The sequence below is a fragment of the Clostridia bacterium genome (assembly GCA_034926675.1).
Taxonomy (GTDB): Bacteria; Bacillota; DTU025; order DTU025; family DTU025; genus JAYFQW01.
The window spans coordinates 1-17,679 of record JAYFQW010000017.1 but is presented as its reverse complement, the minus strand read 5'-3'; the positions used below and the strand labels follow the sequence as shown (position 1 = coordinate 17,679).

General features: G+C 58.4%; 13 protein-coding genes and 1 pseudogene. 11 read left to right on the top strand and 3 right to left on the bottom strand.

Annotation, left to right across the window (positions count from 1 at the left end):
• Nucleotides 1–268 precede the first annotated feature (268 nt).
• From VB144_05950 to VB144_05940, 3 genes are read left to right on the top strand one after another with little or no spacing between them, the layout of a single operon-like run.
• On the top strand, nt 269–1,297 hold the full coding sequence (locus tag VB144_05950; protein MEA4883186.1) for an ATP-binding cassette domain-containing protein: 1,029 nt from the start codon (nt 269–271) through the stop codon (nt 1,295–1,297).
• Nucleotides 1,298–1,303: 6 nt separating this feature from the next.
• Nucleotides 1,304–2,161 carry a hypothetical protein gene (locus VB144_05945; GenBank protein ID MEA4883185.1) on the top strand — a complete coding sequence of 286 codons (858 nt, stop codon included), beginning with the start codon at nt 1,304–1,306 and terminating at the stop codon, nt 2,159–2,161.
• Complete coding sequence (locus VB144_05940) at nt 2,145–2,948, top strand: ABC-2 family transporter protein (protein ID MEA4883184.1); 804 nt, start codon at nt 2,145–2,147, stop codon at nt 2,946–2,948. Before VB144_05945 ends, VB144_05940 begins: the two co-directional genes overlap by 17 nt.
• Nucleotides 2,949–2,986: 38 nt before the next feature.
• Here VB144_05940 and VB144_05935 read toward each other — a convergent pair whose 3' ends face one another.
• Nucleotides 2,987–4,231 carry a DHHA1 domain-containing protein gene (locus tag VB144_05935; GenBank protein ID MEA4883183.1) on the bottom strand — a complete coding sequence of 415 codons (1,245 nt, stop codon included), beginning with the start codon at nt 4,229–4,231 and terminating at the stop codon, nt 2,987–2,989.
• A gap of 99 nt (nt 4,232–4,330) precedes the next feature.
• Between VB144_05935 and VB144_05930 the strand changes: the two are divergent.
• A pseudogene (locus VB144_05930) lies at nt 4,331–4,852 on the top strand (YigZ family protein).
• Here VB144_05930 and VB144_05925 read toward each other — a convergent pair.
• Together VB144_05925 and VB144_05920 are read right to left on the bottom strand one after the other, a co-directional pair.
• Nucleotides 4,845–8,228, bottom strand: a complete 3,384-nt coding sequence (locus VB144_05925) for a DNA polymerase III subunit alpha (GenBank protein MEA4883182.1) — start codon at nt 8,226–8,228, stop codon at nt 4,845–4,847. The pseudogene VB144_05930 and the gene VB144_05925 overlap by 8 nt on opposite strands.
• Before the next feature lie 365 nt (nt 8,229–8,593).
• Nucleotides 8,594–9,787: a hypothetical protein gene (locus VB144_05920; protein MEA4883181.1), complete on the bottom strand. Its 1,194-nt coding sequence runs from the start codon at nt 9,785–9,787 to the stop codon at nt 8,594–8,596.
• 183 nt (nt 9,788–9,970) lie between these two features.
• Here VB144_05920 and VB144_05915 point away from each other — a divergent pair, with 183 nt between their 5' ends.
• The 7 genes from VB144_05915 to VB144_05885 all read left to right on the top strand — a co-directional run bounded on the left by VB144_05915 (nt 9,971) and on the right by VB144_05885 (nt 17,024).
• On the top strand, nt 9,971–10,486 hold the full coding sequence (locus VB144_05915) for a hypothetical protein (protein MEA4883180.1): 516 nt from the start codon (nt 9,971–9,973) through the stop codon (nt 10,484–10,486).
• A gap of 186 nt (nt 10,487–10,672) precedes the next feature.
• Nucleotides 10,673–11,692, top strand: coding sequence for a BMP family ABC transporter substrate-binding protein (locus tag VB144_05910; protein MEA4883179.1), 1,020 nt, complete (start codon nt 10,673–10,675; stop codon nt 11,690–11,692).
• Between the two features lie 135 nt (nt 11,693–11,827).
• On the top strand, nt 11,828–13,408 hold the full coding sequence (locus tag VB144_05905) for an ABC transporter ATP-binding protein (protein MEA4883178.1): 1,581 nt from the start codon (nt 11,828–11,830) through the stop codon (nt 13,406–13,408).
• Entirely contained in the window at nt 13,405–14,487 is a 1,083-nt protein-coding gene (locus VB144_05900; protein MEA4883177.1) for an ABC transporter permease, read from the top strand. The genes VB144_05905 and VB144_05900 overlap by 4 nt, the downstream gene beginning before the upstream one ends.
• Complete coding sequence (locus VB144_05895) at nt 14,471–15,394, top strand: ABC transporter permease (GenBank protein MEA4883176.1); 924 nt, start codon at nt 14,471–14,473, stop codon at nt 15,392–15,394. Before VB144_05900 ends, VB144_05895 begins: the two co-directional genes overlap by 17 nt.
• Before the next feature lie 108 nt (nt 15,395–15,502).
• Nucleotides 15,503–16,069: a LemA family protein gene (locus VB144_05890; protein ID MEA4883175.1), complete on the top strand. Its 567-nt coding sequence runs from the start codon at nt 15,503–15,505 to the stop codon at nt 16,067–16,069.
• Between the two features lie 82 nt (nt 16,070–16,151).
• The gene (locus VB144_05885) at nt 16,152–17,024 is read left to right on the top strand and encodes a TPM domain-containing protein (protein ID MEA4883174.1); all 873 of its coding nucleotides are present in this window, start codon (nt 16,152–16,154) and stop codon (nt 17,022–17,024) included.
• Nucleotides 17,025–17,679: the final 655 nt, after the last annotated feature.

Genomic DNA, 17,679 nt, shown 5'->3' with positions numbered 1-17,679 from the left:
TGGATTGGTCCGTGCAGTTGTCAAACCCGCAGTTTGGGCAGACCATGCATCCTGATGAACCGGCATCCTGCGGCTCTGATGCCTCTGGTGTGGGATAAGTAATTCCGCAGCGACTGCACTTGAAGCTTCTCGACGTATTCGAAGCAGAGGGAGTGAGCTTCCCTCCTTTGGGCGTCTCCCGGCGTCTCAAAGGACATACCTCCTTGCCATGGCGGCGTTCATGTGCCTTCCCGCGATAGTATGCGCCCAATGGAGGCGGACGATGTCAATGAACGATAGATGCAGCGGGGCTCAGGCCATAGTTGTCAACTCACTGAGCAAAGCCTTCGATGTGCACCAGAAGCCGCCTGGCCTTTCCGGGAGCTTCAGAGCGATGGTGCGGCCCTCGGTCAGAAGGGTTGAGGCTGTCCGGAACGTGACCTTCTCAGTGGACGAAGGAGAGATCCTGGCCTTCATCGGCCCAAACGGGGCCGGGAAGTCCACCACCATCAAGATGCTCACAGGGATACTGCACCCCACTTCCGGGAGGGCGTCTGTTCTTGGCGTTGCCCCATGGGATGAAAGGCAGAAGCTGGCGAGGCAGATCGGCAGCGTATTCGGCCAGAAGTCTCAACTCTGGTACCACTTGCCTCCGCGCGATACCTTCGACCTTCTCAAACGGATCTATGACATTCCGACCGGACAGTACCGGAGTAGGCTCCAGACCCTGTCCGACCTGTTCGAGCTGGGCGAGTTCATGTCCACACCTGTGCGAAAGCTCTCCCTGGGTCAGAGGATGAGATGCGAGATAGCATCATCACTGCTTCATTCGCCTCGCTTGTTGTTCCTGGATGAGCCTACAATTGGCCTGGATGTTGTGGCGAAGCGGAGGATCCGCGAGCTCATCCGAGAGATGAACCAGGCAGAGGGGCTCACGGTCTTTCTGACTTCTCATGATGTGGGGGATATCGAGGAGCTGTGCCGGCGGGTGATGATAATCAACAACGGCGAACTGATCCTTGATGAATCGGTTTCGGCGCTTCGCCGCGATTATCTGAGGTTCAAGATCGTCCGCGCAAGGCTTTCTGAGCCGATGGACCTGCCGTGCATTCCCGGGGTGACTCTCTTGAAACACAAGAGCGCCAATCTGAAGCTCTCGGTTGATGTGAGGCTGACATCGATAGATGAGGTCCTGACCGAGCTCATGCGCCACGGCCGCATTGAGGATATCACGATTTCCGATCCTCCCACAGAGCAGGTGATAGCAGGCATATATGAGCGGGAGGGCCTGAACGGAACGAACGGAACGAAGGAGTGACCGGGGTTGAGAGCGGTGCGGAGAGCGCAGGGGGCGGCGAACGCTCTCCTGGAGCCAGCGCAGAGAGCATCGTGGTCTGGGTCCAAGTACATGTACGTAGCTCTGGTGAGCTTTCGGAACAAGACCGCGTACATCCTTGATGTCCTTGGCGCATCCGTGTTCTACGCGCTGATCCTTTTCATCTTCGTGCAGCTGTGGACTGTCCTGATTGGCTCAGGCAAGCTTCGCGTCGAGGGATTCGGTGTGCGCGAGATGGTTTGGTACATGGTCGTTAGCGAGGGGATCATGATAGGCCGCGCGCGAATCGAGAGCGAGACTGATGAGGAGGTCAAGAACGGTTCGATTGCGTACGCGCTTAACAAACCGTACCACTACGTGTGGTTCAAGTTTGCGGCCTACTGGGGCGAGACTGGACTCAAACTCCTGCTGAATACGGCTATAGGAAGCGTGGTCGCTCTTCTACTGGTGGGTCCTGTGGCCGTTCAAGGCCTGAACCTGGCAGGCGTGATCCTGCTGATCGGCCTGGGGCTTGTCCTCGATTTCTTCATCAAAATGAGCATATGTATGCTGGCGTTCTGGGTAGAGGATACCCTGCCGTTCTTTTGGATCTACGGCAAGCTCCTGTTCATCTTCGGTGGGTTGTTCGCGCCGATTGAGATATACTCTGCTAGGCTCGCCGGCATTGCCAGGGCAACGCCGTTCAACCATGTGATCTATGGGCCCGCGAGGCTGTTCATACGGTTTGAGATAGGCCTGTTCTGGAGGGTGCTGGCGGGCCAGGCGGTGTGGATCGTTGTGGCTGCATCCATTGCATTTGGCCTCTATGGGCTGGGGGTGAAACGGCTCAATGTCAACGGAGGGTAGCGGTCGAGGGACGGCCCGGTTCATATGGGAGCACGTGAAGTTCAACGTGGCATCAGCGATGGAGTACAGGCAGAGTTTCATCTCCCAGGTGCTGTTCATGATGGCCAATGACTTCATGCTTCTATTCTTCTGGTGGGTCATATACGGTCGAGTGGAGGACATCTCGGGATGGGAGTTCCGGGACATCATCACTTTGTACGCGGTGTTCGCGACTGCCTTTGGACTCTCCGCATCGGTGTTCGGAAACGCCCGCCGGCTTGCCCGTGTAATATCCGAGGGCCAGCTCGACTACTACCTGCTGCTTCCCAGAGATCCCCTGCTGCATGTGATAGTCAGCCGGTCGGACATATCGGGCATTGGCGATGTGGCCTTCGGGGTGGCGGTGTTCGCACTGTTCACTCGCGTGACCTTAGGCCGAGTGATTCTGTTCGCGGTGGTGTGCCTCGCATCGTGCGCCATCTACACGGCTTTCGAGGCCATAGTGGGCAGCCTTGCGTTCTTCATTGGAAACGCCCAGGCTTTGAGCTCTGAACTCACCGAGGCCCTCACTGTGTTTTCTGGGTACCCTGGTTCCATGTTCAGAGGCGCGGCCCGGGCGGTTCTATACACACTTCTGCCGGCTGGCTTCGCTGCCTTCATCCCAGTTGAGCTGCTGCGGCGGTTCAGCCTGCCGCTATTCGCGGGGCTTGTTGCCTTCTCCATCGGAATTGCCTGCCTCGCGGCCTGGGTATTCCGCGTCGGCCTCACTCGTTATGAATCCGGCAACTTGCTATCGGCCAGGATGTGAGCGTCCCGGCTGAATGCGGCCCATGGAGTGAGCTTCGATCACGGGTGGAGCCCGGCTTCTTCGAGGAAACGGGAGGCTAGAGCTGCAGCGCTCGACAGTGCCTCCGGCAGTGCGGCTGGGTTCCTGCCGCCTCCCTGAGCGATGAGCTGGGTTCCACCACCCTTGCCGTCCACTGTGGGCAGAACTTGGCGAAGCAGGTTCGACACGTCCACAGGCACATCGTGAGACTTCTCGAACACCAGGTGCGCAGATGCCCCGCTTGATGAGCCCAAGAGCGCCACTGCGAGCGGACGTTCACACAGCCTGTGGGCCAAGGCTTTTAGGTGATCTATCCCTTCGCCATCGTAGGCGCGGACGATCAGCTTGATCCCCAGCGAGCCGATGGGTTCCGCGCTATCATACATCTGAGATGCCTGCACGTCTCGGAGGAGGTCTGCCGCGGTCTCGGCCTCCTTGCGTGCCTCGCGGAGTCCGGTTTGGAGACGGTCTATGGCATCGGCAAGCTCGCGGCCATGGACCGACAGCAGCGAGGAAGACACATGCACCACATCGTTCTTCCAGCGATAGTCGGCCAGGGCGCGCCTGCCGCACACGAACTCCACCCTGGTTGTGCCGCGTATCCGTTCGGTCCGTGTGATCTTGATGAGTCCGACCTCGCCTGTCGCCCTAGTGTGGGTTCCTCCGCACGGGCTGAGGTCGAATCCAGTTATGTCGACTAGGCGAATGTTCTCTGTTCTCGTCGGCATTTTTCTCAATCGCGATGTGTCGATTGCTTCACGGCCCCAGAAAGCCGCGTTGATCGGCCGGTTCTGGAAGATGACCTCACACGCAAGCCGCTCTGCCGCAGCGGTTTGATCGTAGCTTACATCAGGAGCATTCAGATCTATGGTTACGGTCTCATCCCCAAGATGGAAGCCGACTGTGTCAAGCCCGAACAGGCTTGAGAATGCGCCTGACAGGATATGCTGGCCTGTGTGCTGCTGCATATGATCGAAGCGACGCTCGATGTCGACTCTCCCCGTGGCCGGGCCTGGAGGGACCGACGCTACTGTGAGGTGAATGATCTCATCGCCTCGCTCGATGACATCTACTACATCTGCTCCGCCCAGAGTTCCCCTGTCGGACGGCTGCCCTCCCGAGTTCGGGTAGAAGGCAGTCACATCGGTGATGACCTCGTTGAGAGGGGTCGGGGAGGAGTTCCTGGCAGCCGGGTTGCATTGGAGAACCTGGCAAGTGAAGTCTCTCAGATAAGGTTCAGCGTAGTAAAGTCGCTCTGTAGGCACGTTTTGAACTCGCCTCCTTGGGTGCTGATCGAGTCTCACAACACCTGATTAGTTCGACTGCGGGATTGGATTCCCTCTTAGTATTCGGGGGTGGTGCACATGGCCAAAGCATATCTGACCCTCCGCGGAGAGGGCCGCGCGGAGCTTGTCGTAAAGAAGAGCAAATTCATCGCATCTGCGTTTCCAGCCTTCACGGAAGACCAGGCTCAGCAGGCCATTGAGCGGGTCCGCAAGGGATTTTGGAACGCTTCCCACAACGTGTATGCGTTCGTTGTGGGCGAGAATGACGATATCGTTCGCTCAAGTGATGACGGAGAACCATCTGGAACCGCTGGCCGTCCTGTGCTCGAGGTGATCCGCCGTGAGGGGGTCCGCTGCTGTTCGGTGGTGGTGACCCGCTACTTCGGCGGGGTTCTCCTCGGCGCGGCAGGCCTGGTGAGGGCCTACAGCGCCGCTGCCCGCGATGGCCTCCATGCGGCTGGAATAGGATTGATGCGGCCGATGCTGAGCGTTCGGTTCTCCATCGACTACCCGGCTCTGGGGAAGGTTCAGAACTTCCTCACAGGCGAGGGATTCTCCGTGCAGGATATCGGGTACGCGGAGCGGGTGACGATCACGGTGATGCTGCCGTCTGATGACATTGGCCGTTTTGAGGCTCGAATGCGCGACCTTCTTCACGGGGCGTTCGAGCCTGAGATCGGCAAAGAGACGATGGTGTTCGCTCCGGCTGGGTCCTAGAAGCATCAGGGCGCGGCATGGAGTTCTTCGACAGGGGCTGCACCTGCCTTGCGGTTACAGATACCCCGTTGCCGCGTCGAGATACGATCCCGGCTACGAGAAGTGCGGGGCTCCCGAATATCGCGCTGCCGTACTTCTGATAAACGTTCTCAAATATAGTAACGTCGGAGAGGCCGAATTCGTCTTCGAGGGAGAGAAAAACTATGATCTTCCCACTTTTCGTTGGTGGTCGGTGTGGGCGGACTACTAGGCCTGCTAGCTGAACCGCCTGGCCGTCCTGGGCCCCGGCGAGATCCTGCGAGGTGATTACTCCCGCGCGGGACAGGGCAGGGCGGAAAAAATCCATTGCGTGGTGCGCAACGCAGAATCCGAGAATAGATGTCTCGTATTTGAACTTCTCCACTGGCGTGAAGTCAGCAAATCCCTCGGGAAGCCCTTCCAGATCCATGCCGTCTGCTTGTTCATCTGGGCTTGTGCCGATTCCAACTCCACAATCCAGCCCGAGCAGTCTCTCTTGCCCGGCCATCCCATCGGAGGCGGAGATCGTCTTATAGGAAGATGCGGTCGCGATTATCCTGGAAAGGCGCCACAGAATGGCCCTCCTATTTGGCGCTATGGAATCGAACGCCCCGGTGAGCGCCAGGTTTTGAAGTGCAGGGCGCGGAGGATCCACACGGCATACAAAATCGAACGGACTCCGGAAAGGCCCGCCTTCATCGCGGACGGAGATTATCCTGTGGATCACATCTTTCGGCGCCCCGCCTACTTGCATAAGCCCTACTCTGATGGCGCCGGTTTCCGAGCCCGGCTTGTTTTCCACCGTGTACCTTTCATGGCTCAGGTTTATGTCGAGCGGCATCACCTTCACGCCGCGCCTTCCCACCTCCACTAGGAGAGTGCGGGGAGGATAGAACCCCATGGGCTGAGCGCTCAGGACTGCTGCGTAGAAGTGCGCGGGGAAATGGCGGATCATGTATGCGGTTTTGTAAGAGGTGTCGGCAAATGCTGCCGCATGGGCCTCGCAGAACCCGTATCCGGCGTAGCCCACTATGTAGGAGAACACAGCCTCAGCTGTTTTCTGTTCGACGCCATGAGCTACGGCTTTGGCCACAAAGTCGCGGCCAATCTCCTCCATCTCCCGAACGGAGCGAAAGTGAGTCATCACCTTGCGCAGCCTATCCGATTCACCTGGCGTGAATCCGGCGATGGCCGTCGCGATCTCTATGACCTGCTCCTGGTAGAGGACTACCCCGTAGGTTTTGTCGAGTATATGGGCGAGCCGAGGGTCGATGTATGTGACTTTTTCCTTTCCTGTTCTGCGGGCGATGAACGGCTCGACCATTTGACCCTGGATTGGCCCTGGGCGGATAAGCGCTACACTCGCCACGATATCTTCGATGCAATCGGCGCCTAGCCGCGTCTGCAGGCCGTGCTGCGCAGGGCTTTCAAGCTGAAACGCGCCCACAGTTTCACCGCGATTCAGCATCTGATATGTGGCGAGATCATCCTGGGGGATGGAATCGTAGCTGAATCCCGGGCTTGCCTCGCGCACTGTAGTGACTGCCTGCTCCACAGCGGAGAGGGTTCGGAGTGAGAGGAGGTCGAGTTTGATGAGGCCGAGATCCTCGATGCAATCTTTGTCGAATTGGATGATCTCCACCCCTTTCGCTGCCATTTGGAGCGGGGTTGCGCAGGTGAGGGGTTTGCTCGATATTACGACGCCGCCTAGGTGTGTGCCGATATGCCGTGGAAATCCCGCCACAGACTCTCCAAGCGTGAGCAGAAGCTCGAATTTCCACGCAGGTATTCCTGAATCGCGCATCTCCGGATATCGGGAAAAGGCAGCGCGGATGCCATCGGCGGGGACGTGGGGGAGGAGTTTCGCGAACCTGTCGATATCCTCATTTGGAAAGCCGAGTGCCTTTCCAAAGTCGCGAACAGCGGACCTTCCTCTGAAGGCACTGAAGGTGCATACGGTTGCAACATGACCTTTTCCGTATCGTTCATACACGTAATTTGCTACATCATCGCGCTTGCGTGCATCGAAGTCGATGTCGATATCTGGCTTCTGAGCGCGTTCAATGCTCATGAACCTTTCGAACAGAAGGCCGCGGGCGATGGAATCCACATTCGTAAGGCGCAGGCAATAGGCGACTGCAGAATCGGCTGCGGAACCGCGGCCCGCATAACGTATGCCGCGGGAGCGCGCCCATAACGCAACATCCCACACTGCAAGAAAATAGTCCTCGAAGCCCAGGGCTGTTATGATGTTCAGTTCGTGCTCGAGCCTGGATTGGATCTTCGGGGTGATAGCGCCGTATCGATCAAGTGCGCCTTCCATGGCAAGGCGCCTCAGACATTGGGCCGATGGCTCTCCGTGCGTGGCTTGGAACTTCGGAAACAGCTGGAGCGATAGATCTAGACCGGGGGAACATCTCTCTGCGATCTCCGTGGAACTCGCTATGGCCTCAGGGAAGCCGGCGAAGATATCTGCCATTTCCGCAGGCGCCTTGAGATAGTTCTCCGCGTTAATGTGTCGCTCTGGGTGGATATCATCGAGGGTTGTGAGTGTGCGAACACATGTGAGAGCATCATGTACCTGGAAACGTTCCTTATTAGCATAATGAACGTTGTTCGTGGCGACTATGCCAACGCCTAAGCGCTGCGCGAGCTCTGCCAGGGTTGAGTTTGCAGCGGACGCGCCTGGGGTGAGGGTGTTCTGCAGTTCGATGTAGAGGTTGCTGCGCCCGAATATGCGGACAAGCTCCCTGGCGACTGCGAGCGCATCATCAAACCTGCGCGCGGCTACGAGGGATGGTATCGCCCCTCTCTTACACCCGGAAAGTGCGATGAGGCCGTGAGAGTAGTTTTCGAGCATCTCCAGGGTAGCTTCTGCGGCGTGGCGCTCCGAAGACAGGTGGGCTTCTGTTATAATTCGGCACAAGTTCGAGTAGCCCTCATGGCCTTGGGCGAGGAGGGTTAGGTGAGAAGGAGCGGAGCGCGCGGAGGCCTTGTAGGCGTGCGGATCGGGAAGCCTAGGATGAGAGGCTATGTCTAGCTCCACTCCGTGGATCGGCCTTATGCCGAATTCCGCCGCTGCCCTAGACAGCTCCACCGCGGCACTCACGTTGTTGTGGTCTGTTATGGCGATTGCGCCCATTCCGAGGGCGGCGGCACGTGAGACGAGGGAGGTTGCGGTATCCGCTCCATCGAGGAATGAGTATTGGGAGTGCACATGCAGGTGGACGAAGCGCCCCAATTCGCTAGGCCCCTCCACTCGCCTACACTGACCAGTCATATGGCACTGCCGCCTTTCTGCGATATTCCCGATAGCCCTCACGCCTCAATCAATTACCCGCGATAGCATCCACTCGCCTGGCGATTCCCGACATAGCTCGTAACATCCGCCTTGCGTGGAGGCTATGAGATAGTAATCCCTTTCTGCATCGCCATCCCACCACTCTCCGCATTCGCGCCACCGGTCGACGATACAAGCTACTTGGCGCCATCTATTCGCCCAGTAGAAGCCTGATGGGGCGCCGGTTGAGCCTTCTACGACCCGTACGTGTGCACATACGCGACGGCTGATTGGAGATCACCTCCCGGGCCAAAGAAATTCATCAGTTATAGCAGTGACTCTGCGATCATCCGATCACGCCTCGAACGCACAAGCGCGTTCGCTGTGATCAGGCTGTGCATTCCGAAGCGCTTTCGCACATACTTCAGCGCCTCTTCGAGACTATCCGAACCGATGCCGGCTGATGCTGGATCGAACATGGAAAGCTGTACTCCGGAAGGGGAGACCAGGCTACCTGCGCGTAATCGAATACCTGCAATCGGCGATGACGACCTATTCTGTGCCATTGTAGCGATGTGAACCAATGCCCGAGAGATCTGCGTGGTGGAGCTTGACGGAGTGTGAAATGAATGCCTTCTAACGATGCAGGCGGTACATACAGCCGCGGAGCCTCCGGTAGGTTCCAAGGATGCCTCAATCCATGAGGCCGCACGGGCAGATGAACGGAGTTTCGAACCGATTTCGGCTGCACATGCCTCCAAGCATTGGAGGATATCCGACCATTCACCCACGGGCGCCTCGAATGATACTGAACACTCTATAGACTCAGGAGGGTATCCTGCCCGAACAGGCGATCTGTCGATTCCCATGGACAGAAGGTGGGCCTCGAGGCCTGCTTCACCCAGTTGAGATGTGAGCTCGCCTGTTGGAATGGCGGCAAGCTGGGCAATTGTTCTAACCCCGAGCTTTTCGAGCCTATCAAGCACTTGCAGGGAAAGTGGCCATATGGAGCGTACTGGCATTCTGGCGAGGAATTGCGCCTCCGCGCCTGGAGTTATGATCGCGCATTCCTTGGTGGGGACGGCCATTTTCGCGATGAGGCGTGATCCTGCGAGCCCCACCCCGATATCAAGCCCGGCGCCTTCGCTTGCGCGGCTGAGTATGGCCTGGCATATGGCTTCAGGATCTCCGCACCCTGTGAGATCGGCAAAAGCGCTCAGCATGGAATCTGGATCCACCAAAGGGGTGTAATCGGCGCATATATCCAAGATGGCATTTGAGAACTCGGCGTAAAGCTCTGGGGAGTATTCGACGATGACCGCATCCGGACAGGACTGTCGCACGTGCCGGCGAGTGCATCCAGGAGCTGCGCTGGGTGCGACTGCCGCAAGCTCCGGCGACACTCCAACCACCGTATTCTTGTTAACGACAGCAAGTGGCCGGCCGGCAATGCCAGGATCGAGTTTTGCATGAACGGCGGCGTAAAGGAACGGGATGTGTATATAAGCGATTGCGCGCATTGGCGTTCGCCTCCATACTCGAACATATGTTCGGTAGAGCCATTATAGCGCGGGCAGGATGGGAAGTCAAGGAAGCAGATGGCCGGGCATGTTCCCTTCAGGCTCTCTATGGTCTATAATTGCCACTAAGAAGCGGGGCTTTGGCATTCCGACACCATTTGAGGCTGAGGGGAGATGATTTCGATGCCTTCGCAGGTCCACGGCAGAATAGGCGGAGTTATCGACGGCTTCGATGTTTCTGCGACTATTGATCAAGGTCGTGTCTATGGTCGCATAGGCGGGCTGATCAGTGGTGGAGATCTCAACCTCATAATCGACGAGGTTTCGGGCACAATCAGCGGGCGTATCGGCGGCGCCATGATCGGAAAATCGGTGGACATGGAATACGGACCCGACTATGTCCACGGCAGAGTAGGCGGCGCGATCGACGGGATCGACCTGAATCTCAATGGCGTTGACTCCATCACAGGCAGGTGCGGAGGGGGCGTGATCGGGTTCGACGCCGATCTCGCCGTCGATCGTGGCATGATTGCCGGCCGTTTGGGCGGCAGGATTATAGGCAACTCCGTCTCGGTGAACCTTGCAGAGGATCTCCCTCCGGTGGTGACGGCGCTAATCGCCGTGCTGACTCATTACTATCACAAGGAGATGGAGGAGCGTGCATCATCCGGCAGTCACGGTGGGTCGCACAACTCATGATGGCGATATGCGCCTAACGATGCGCCAGGCATATGCGGTTAGGCAACAGGAGTTGGCTAGCTCGTGACGAATAAGACCATGGTGAGCCAGTTTCGGCTGGGAGGCAAACTTACCGGCCTGCTCAGAAGGCCGCGATTCTGAAAGGCAATCCTGGTTCCACATATCACTATGGAGGGTCGTAAGCCGATGAGGAAACGTCTGATAGCTATGGTTCTAGTCTCTCTCATGCTGTTGCCCTTGTTCGCTTCCGGTATCGCTGCCGCGGCGCCGGCGCCGCTCAAGGTCGCTTACATCATCAATGGCGCACTGGGCGACCAATCTTTCTATGATTCGGGGCAGTCTGGCATCGATAGGATCAAGAAGGAGTTCGGGGCGAAAACAACCACAATAGAGTGCAACTTCGACACGGCCAAGTATCCTCAGGCACTTCAATCTGCGGTCCAGTGGAATGCCGACGTCATCTTCGTTATCTCCTACGGCTACGAGGACCTGCTTCAGCAGTACGCCGACAACTATCCAACCAAGAAGTGGGTCAACATCGACACCGTGGTGACAAACAGCAAGAAGACCATCACCAGCGTGGACTTTGTGGAGGAGGAAGGGGCTTTCATGGCCGGCGTCGCGGCTGCCCTGGCTACCACCGACACATCGATTCCCGGGATCAACGCAGATAAGATCATCGGCGCTGTAGGCGGCGAGGATGACCCTGTGATCCGGGCGTTCATCTACGGTTACGAGCAGGGCGCGCACTATATCGACAAGAGCATCGTAGTGAAATCGGTGTTCGCGGGCACTTGGGATGATCCTGTCCGCGGCAAGCAAGCCGCGAAACAGCTCTACTCCCAGAAGGCCGATGTGGTGTTCCAAATCGCAGCGCTTACAGGCTCTGGTGTGCTTGAAGCCGCTAAAGAAGAGGGCAAATACGCCATAGGCGTCGACTCCAACCAGAATGGACTGCAGCCGGGGCATGTGATCACGTCGGATCTGAAAGACGTCGGCCAGGCCATCTACGATGTGTACAGCAGCATTCTCGACGGCAAGTACAAGCCGGGCGAGGTGCTTGAGTATGGTCTGAAAACCGGTGGGGTGGGCCTTGCCATCGATGAGTACACGAAGGGAATACTGCCGGCCAAGACCATTCAGAGGATCCTCGATATCGAGCAGAAGGTTAAGGCAGGTCAGATACTGGTGAAGAAGTACCAGTAGGCTGTCGCGCCGGACTATGTAACTTGTTTGCAGCATCCGCTATTTCGCGGCTGTGTCCGCTCGGGAGGGTGGTTTCGCGGGGGCGCCGCGCCGCCCTCCCGGTTTGCTTGTATCATCATGGAGGTGCGATGGCCGTTGGAAGACTCCGGCATCATGGTGCGCATGGTCTCGCTGATCAAGGTGTATCCTCCGGATACGCTTGCCCTGGATCGGGCCGACATATCCATCGTTGAAGGCGAGATTCACTCGGTAATCGGTGAGAACGGCGCGGGCAAGTCAACGCTGATGAAGGTGTTCTATGGGATGACCCCGTTTGACAGCGGAGACATCTACTTCAGAGGGAAGCGGATCAAGTTCTCCACTCCACGCGACGCGGCAGCAGCTGGGATAGGCATGGTCCACCAGGAGTTCATGCTCATCCCCTCCTACACGGTGTACGAGAACGTGATACTCGGCGCCGAACCGGTCGGCAGGTTCGGAGCACTTGCGAACTCCGAGGCCCGGGCTAAGGTTGAGTCCCTGGTGGATAGATACGGGCTGAACCTCTCAATCGACGACCGGGCCGGCGCCCTCTCCGTAGGGGCGCAGCAGAAGGTTGAGATTCTCAAACTCCTCTACAGAGATGTGGATGTGCTGATCATGGACGAGCCCACGGCAGTCCTCACTCCTCAGGAGACTGGCGAGCTTTTCAAACGTCTTCGGAAGCTCAACGAGGCAGGCAAGACCATCGTCTTCATAAGCCACAAGCTCGATGAGGTGATCGAGCTGTCACATCGGATCACGGTGATGCGCAAGGGCAAACGCATTACTACTGTGGACAACCGCGGGATCCAGAAGGCAGACCTCGCCAGAGCCATGATCGGGAGGGAGGTCGTGTTCGGAGTGGAGAAACCTCCCGCCGTCACCGGGGACGAGGTGCTCTCAGTGCGCGACCTGAGCTTCGTGGATCGGAACGGGAAGCGGCGATTGGATCGGGTCTCCTTCGCAGTTCGCCGCGGGGAGATTGTGGGCGTGGCCGGCGTGGAGGGGAATGGCCAATTCGAGCTGGTACAGCTCATAACGGGTCTGATACGCGCGGAATCGGGAGTGGTGGCGATTGGCGGACGCGACGTGACAGCCGAGGATGTGATGGCCCGACGCAAGCTCATGTGTCATGTCCCACAGAACAGAAAAACATCCGGAAGCGCCCAGGGCATGAGCCTTGTGGACAACTCCATCATGACCCATCACCGGCTGAACCCGAGCTTAGGAAGGCGTTCAGGCGCAGGCCATGGTGAGGCAGCGCTAACCCCGTTTCTGAGCCCTCCCAGGTGTCGAGCCTTCACGTCCGGCCTGATAAAGGAGTTCGGAGTGATTGCGCCGGGGGCGGATGCGCCTATGTCGTCGCTTTCAGGAGGCAACCAACAGAAGATGATTGTGGGCAGGGAGTTCGCCCACAACACGGGCTTGATCCTGCTGGATCAGCCCACTCGCGGGCTCGACGTGGGGTCTATAGAGTTCATACAGAGCGAGATCGTGCGAAGGCGCGACGCAGGCGCTGGTTGCCTGCTTATCTCGGCTGATCTCGATGAACTCCAGAGCCTGTCCGATAGGATACTCGTGATGCGCGATGGCAGGATCGTAGCTGATCTGGCGCAGGGCGATGCCACGCGCGAGGAGATCGGTGAGTACATGCTCGGGGCAAGGATGGGAACAGGGGAGGAGGCGGCTGAATGAGAAGGCAGGCCATCACGGCAATCATCGGAGTCGCAGTATCGCTCATCGCCGGGCTGCTCATCCTGTGGATTCAGGGCTACCCCGCATTGGAGAGCTACTCAGCGCTGTTCTCATACAGCCTCCTCTCGAAGTTCGCCATCGTGTCCACCCTGTCGAAGGCCACTCCGTTGATTCTTACTGGACTCTCCGCGGCTGTGGCCTTCGGAAGCAACTCAGTGAACTTGGGGCAGCCTGGGCAATTCCTGATTGGCGCGATGGCTGTGGCTGCGTTCGGCATTCACGTGAACTTGCCTGCCGCGGCCATGATTCCGCTCTCGATTGCGGCAGCGATGGCGGCAGGCGCGCTATGCGCGGGAATCGCTGCAGGTCTGCGGCGCAAGTTCAACATGGATGAGTTCATCACCACTTTGATGCTGAACTTCATCGCGGACTACTTCACACTCTACCTCATATCCGGCCCGATGTGGGATAGGACCACGTATTCCCCGATGACGAAGATGACTAATCCATCTGCATGGCTTCCCATGTGGGGGGGACTGAGTTCCGCGCTTTTCGTGGCCCTGACTGCATTCGCCGTCACTCTTGTTCTGTGGAACAGATCGAAACTGGGATACGAGTGGCGAGTCATGGGGCGGAATCCGGTGTTCTCGAGGGTGGGCGGATGCAGAAATGATGCGAATTTCGTAATGGCCATGCTGCTCAGTGGAGCCCTAGCAGGCCTCGCGGGCGGGCTCTTGGTCATGGGTGGGATGCAGCACCGATTCGTGAAGGGCATGGGCGCCGGATATGCCTGGGACGGGGTGATGATCGCGATAGTGGCGAATAGCGACATGCTTCCCACTGGCCTCTACGCCCTGTTCTTTGCGGCGATTCAAACTGGCGCTATGGGAATGGAGATGGAGACGCGCGTTCCATCCGAATTCACCCTGGTTCTGCAGGCGATCACAGTGCTGTTTGTCGTGGCAAGCAGGGAATCGGCTGGAGTGATCATGAATCGTCTGGCCGGGGCGGTGAGGGCGCGGAGGGCGGAACGCATCACCATAGCATCGGAGGATGGACGAAATGCACCTGGCAATTGAGATGCTGAGATCGAGTGTGCTCGCGGCCACTCCGGTGCTTCTTGCGGGGCTCGGAGGCACATACACCTACTATGCCAACGTGTTCAATATAGCCATGGAAGGCATGATGCTGATCGGCGCATTCATGGCGGTCGCAGGGAGCTATCTGTGTGGATCGTGGCTTGTAGGCATGGTTTCCGGTATGGTCGGCGGACTGTTGGCGGCAGTGGTGTTCGCGATTTTCTCGGTCGGGCTCAAGACTGACGAGTTCGTGACCGGCACTGCCCTGAACATGTTGGCCCTTGGGGGAACCACCTACTCTCTCAGGCAGTTGTTCCACGTGAAGGGCGCCTTCATGTCGCCTCGGATCGTCGCTATTCCGCGGTGGCGCATTCCGCTGCTCGATTCTGTTCCTGTTCTCGGCCCTATCGTGAGTGGGCATCCGTTCATCGTCTATGTCGCGCTGGCCATGGCGGTATTCACTGAGTGGCACATATTCCGAACAAGGTTCGGGCTGCGGCTTCGTGCGGCGGGTGAGGACTCCAGGGCTGTTGATTCGGTAGGGGTGAGTTCTGATCGGATCAAGGCCCAGGCCATACTGGCGTCTGGCGTCCTGTGCGGACTGGCAGGGGCATACCTTTCCCTCGGCTATGTGACCTTATTTGCCGAGAACATGTCGAACGGCAGGGGGTGGATCGCGCTTGCGGTGATAATACTCACCCGTGGGCGGCCACTGGAGCTTCTCCTGATGTCGCTCATGTTCGGGTTCTTCGATGGCCTCGGCCTGAGCCTGCAGGGGACGGCGATTCCTCCCCAGTTCACGCAGATGGTCCCGTACATCGCCACCATCATCGCGCTGTACGTCTACTCGAGGGAGAAGAGACCTGGAAATGCGTCCTCGAAGAAGATTCCGGCGAAGGCAGAGTAGGCAGTGGGAGATGGGTATTGCGATCTATGTGCTATGATGTTATAGTATGCGCGTCCAGCTGCACGGCAGCACAACCTGGGGATGCACATTTGAGGGGAGGCATTGGCGTTGAAGAGGTCTGGTCTTTTCGCACTGATCGTCGTCCTGGTGGTAATCGTTCTACTCGGTGCGAGCTATGTGAGCATTTCCAACTCCATGGTCACGTCGGAGGAGAACGTGAACGGCGCGTGGGCCGAAGTGCAGAACCAGCTGCAGCGGAGATATGACCTAATTCCGAACCTTGTGGAAACTGTGAAGGGATATGCCGCTCACGAGGAGGGCGTGTTCTCGGCAATAGCTGAAGCCCGCGCCAAGATGGGCGGGGCGCGCACCGTCGAGGAGACGAACGAGGCCGTGGGCCAGATGGAAGGCGCACTGTCCCGACTCCTAATGGTGGTTGAGAACTACCCGCAGCTGAAGGCTGATGCAGCGTTCAAGGATCTCATGTACGAACTCGCTGGAACCGAGAATCGCATAGCGGTCGCACGGCAGAGGTATAATGGAGCGGTGCAATCCTTCAACGTCAAGATACGCACATTCCCGAACTCAATCGTGGCCGGGATGAAGGGCCTCACTCCCAAGACTATGTTCGAGGCGCAGCCCGGAGCGACGACTGCACCACAGGTGAAGTTCTAGATAGGGCCAAGCGCGCGGCAATGATGGCATACATCAGTGATCCGCTGGGCCGCGGGATACCATGAGGATGGGGGGCGAAGAAATGCTTGTTCCCAGAACGCGAACATCACGCCAGGTTAGAGTGGCAGGTGCTCAGATGGCCCGCAGGGCGTTGATGGCAATCGCCGTGATAGCCATGGCGGCTGCAATAGCGGGGGTTCTGCTCCAGGCGGCGCCGGTTGCGGGCGCTCCCCGATATCCGGCGAAACCTGTTCCCCCGCGCCTCATGAATGACACGGCGAGTATGCTCACATCCTCCGAACGGGAGAGCATAGAGAGCAGGCTGCTTGCCCTGAATCAGGCCACCGGCGCGCAGTTCACGGTGGTGACCGTGCCGTCCCTTGGAGGAGTGTCGGCAGACGAGTTCGCCGTTACGCTCTTCGAGAAATGGGGAATCGGGGAGTCGGGGAAGGACAACGGTCTTCTCCTGCTTATCGCCGAGGAAGAGCATGAACTGAAGTTCGAGACAGGCTACGGCCTTGAAGGGGATCTGCCGGATTCCTACTTAGGGCGAGTGGTTGATGAAGCGCTGGTTCCGAATTTCCGCGATGGAAACCCGGCGAATGGCATCCTCGAGGCGGCCGACAGGATCACCGCGAGGCTTTCCGGGGCGGAACAGCTCTCTGCATCCGACTCCAAGAGCACACCCATCCACAAGTCGACGATGTCGCCTGATGAGGCCGCTGGGATGGTATTCGCGGTGATAATACTCGGCCTGATCGTGCTGAGCTCCATCTTCCGCGGTCCGCGCGGCCCCCGCGGGACGAGACGTGGTCCGTTCATTCCTCCCCCACCGGGTGGGTTCGGAGGATTCGGCGGAGGTCTTCCCAAGGGATTCAGCGGCAAGTCGTCCGGTGGATTTGGCGGGTTCGGCGGAGGGAAGTCCGGAGGGGGCGGAGCCGGCGGGAAGTGGTAGGTCGCTGTTTGCCATAGTGTCTAGTGAGCGAGCGGGCTGCTGTCCGCTCGCTTCCCATGTCCTCGACCGGCCCAACCCGGTATCCGGCGCCTTGGTGGAGGGCGGCATCCTCGATGAGCGCTTCGCATCCGCCCAGGCTCAGCCTGCCGGCATGGCAGGATGCTCAAGAGGGCTTGCCGCCCCATAACTTGGATCACAGGAGCAGTGCAAGCAGCTATGCAGGATCAGCTGCGTCGCGCGCCCCCACTCGCGTGCTGGCACAATACGCCATCTCAGGCTGGATCCCTGCTCTCGGGTGCGCCGCCCGGGCTAGGGCTGATCTGCGGCATTGCGGATCTCGACGCTACGCTCAAGGAGCATGGGCGCTGATGGCACGGGTTGATTCGACGCAGTTGGCCGCGCAGGTTAGGCGAGAATGGGGTGTGGGTGAAACACAGTCTCTCGATATCTTCAGCGTTCTCTGGTCATGGGAGGGCATCTCAGTCGTACGAACTCCATTCGGGGAGTCTTCCAGCCCATGTTCAGCACCCTTGGGCGTTCAATCGCTCGGTTTTCGCTGCAGCCCTGAGCTCGTTAGGTACTTTGTACTGGGGCATTGCCTTGGCATCGCGGAAGGCAACGTCTCGCATGCCGTTTACAGCCGCTGATGCGGCGC

Coding starts and splice junctions, on each gene's coding strand:
- VB144_05950 (MEA4883186.1), top strand. CDS start 269: ATGAACGATAGATGCAGCGGGGCTCAGGCCATAGTTGTCAACTCACTG.
- VB144_05940 (MEA4883184.1), top strand. CDS start 2,145: ATGTCAACGGAGGGTAGCGGTCGAGGGACGGCCCGGTTCATATGGGAG.
- VB144_05920 (MEA4883181.1), bottom strand. CDS start 9,787: ATGCGCGCAATCGCTTATATACACATCCCGTTCCTTTACGCCGCCGTT.
- VB144_05915 (MEA4883180.1), top strand. CDS start 9,971: ATGCCTTCGCAGGTCCACGGCAGAATAGGCGGAGTTATCGACGGCTTC.
- VB144_05910 (MEA4883179.1), top strand. CDS start 10,673: ATGAGGAAACGTCTGATAGCTATGGTTCTAGTCTCTCTCATGCTGTTG.
- VB144_05900 (MEA4883177.1), top strand. CDS start 13,405: ATGAGAAGGCAGGCCATCACGGCAATCATCGGAGTCGCAGTATCGCTC.
- VB144_05895 (MEA4883176.1), top strand. CDS start 14,471: ATGCACCTGGCAATTGAGATGCTGAGATCGAGTGTGCTCGCGGCCACT.
- VB144_05885 (MEA4883174.1), top strand. CDS start 16,152: ATGCTTGTTCCCAGAACGCGAACATCACGCCAGGTTAGAGTGGCAGGT.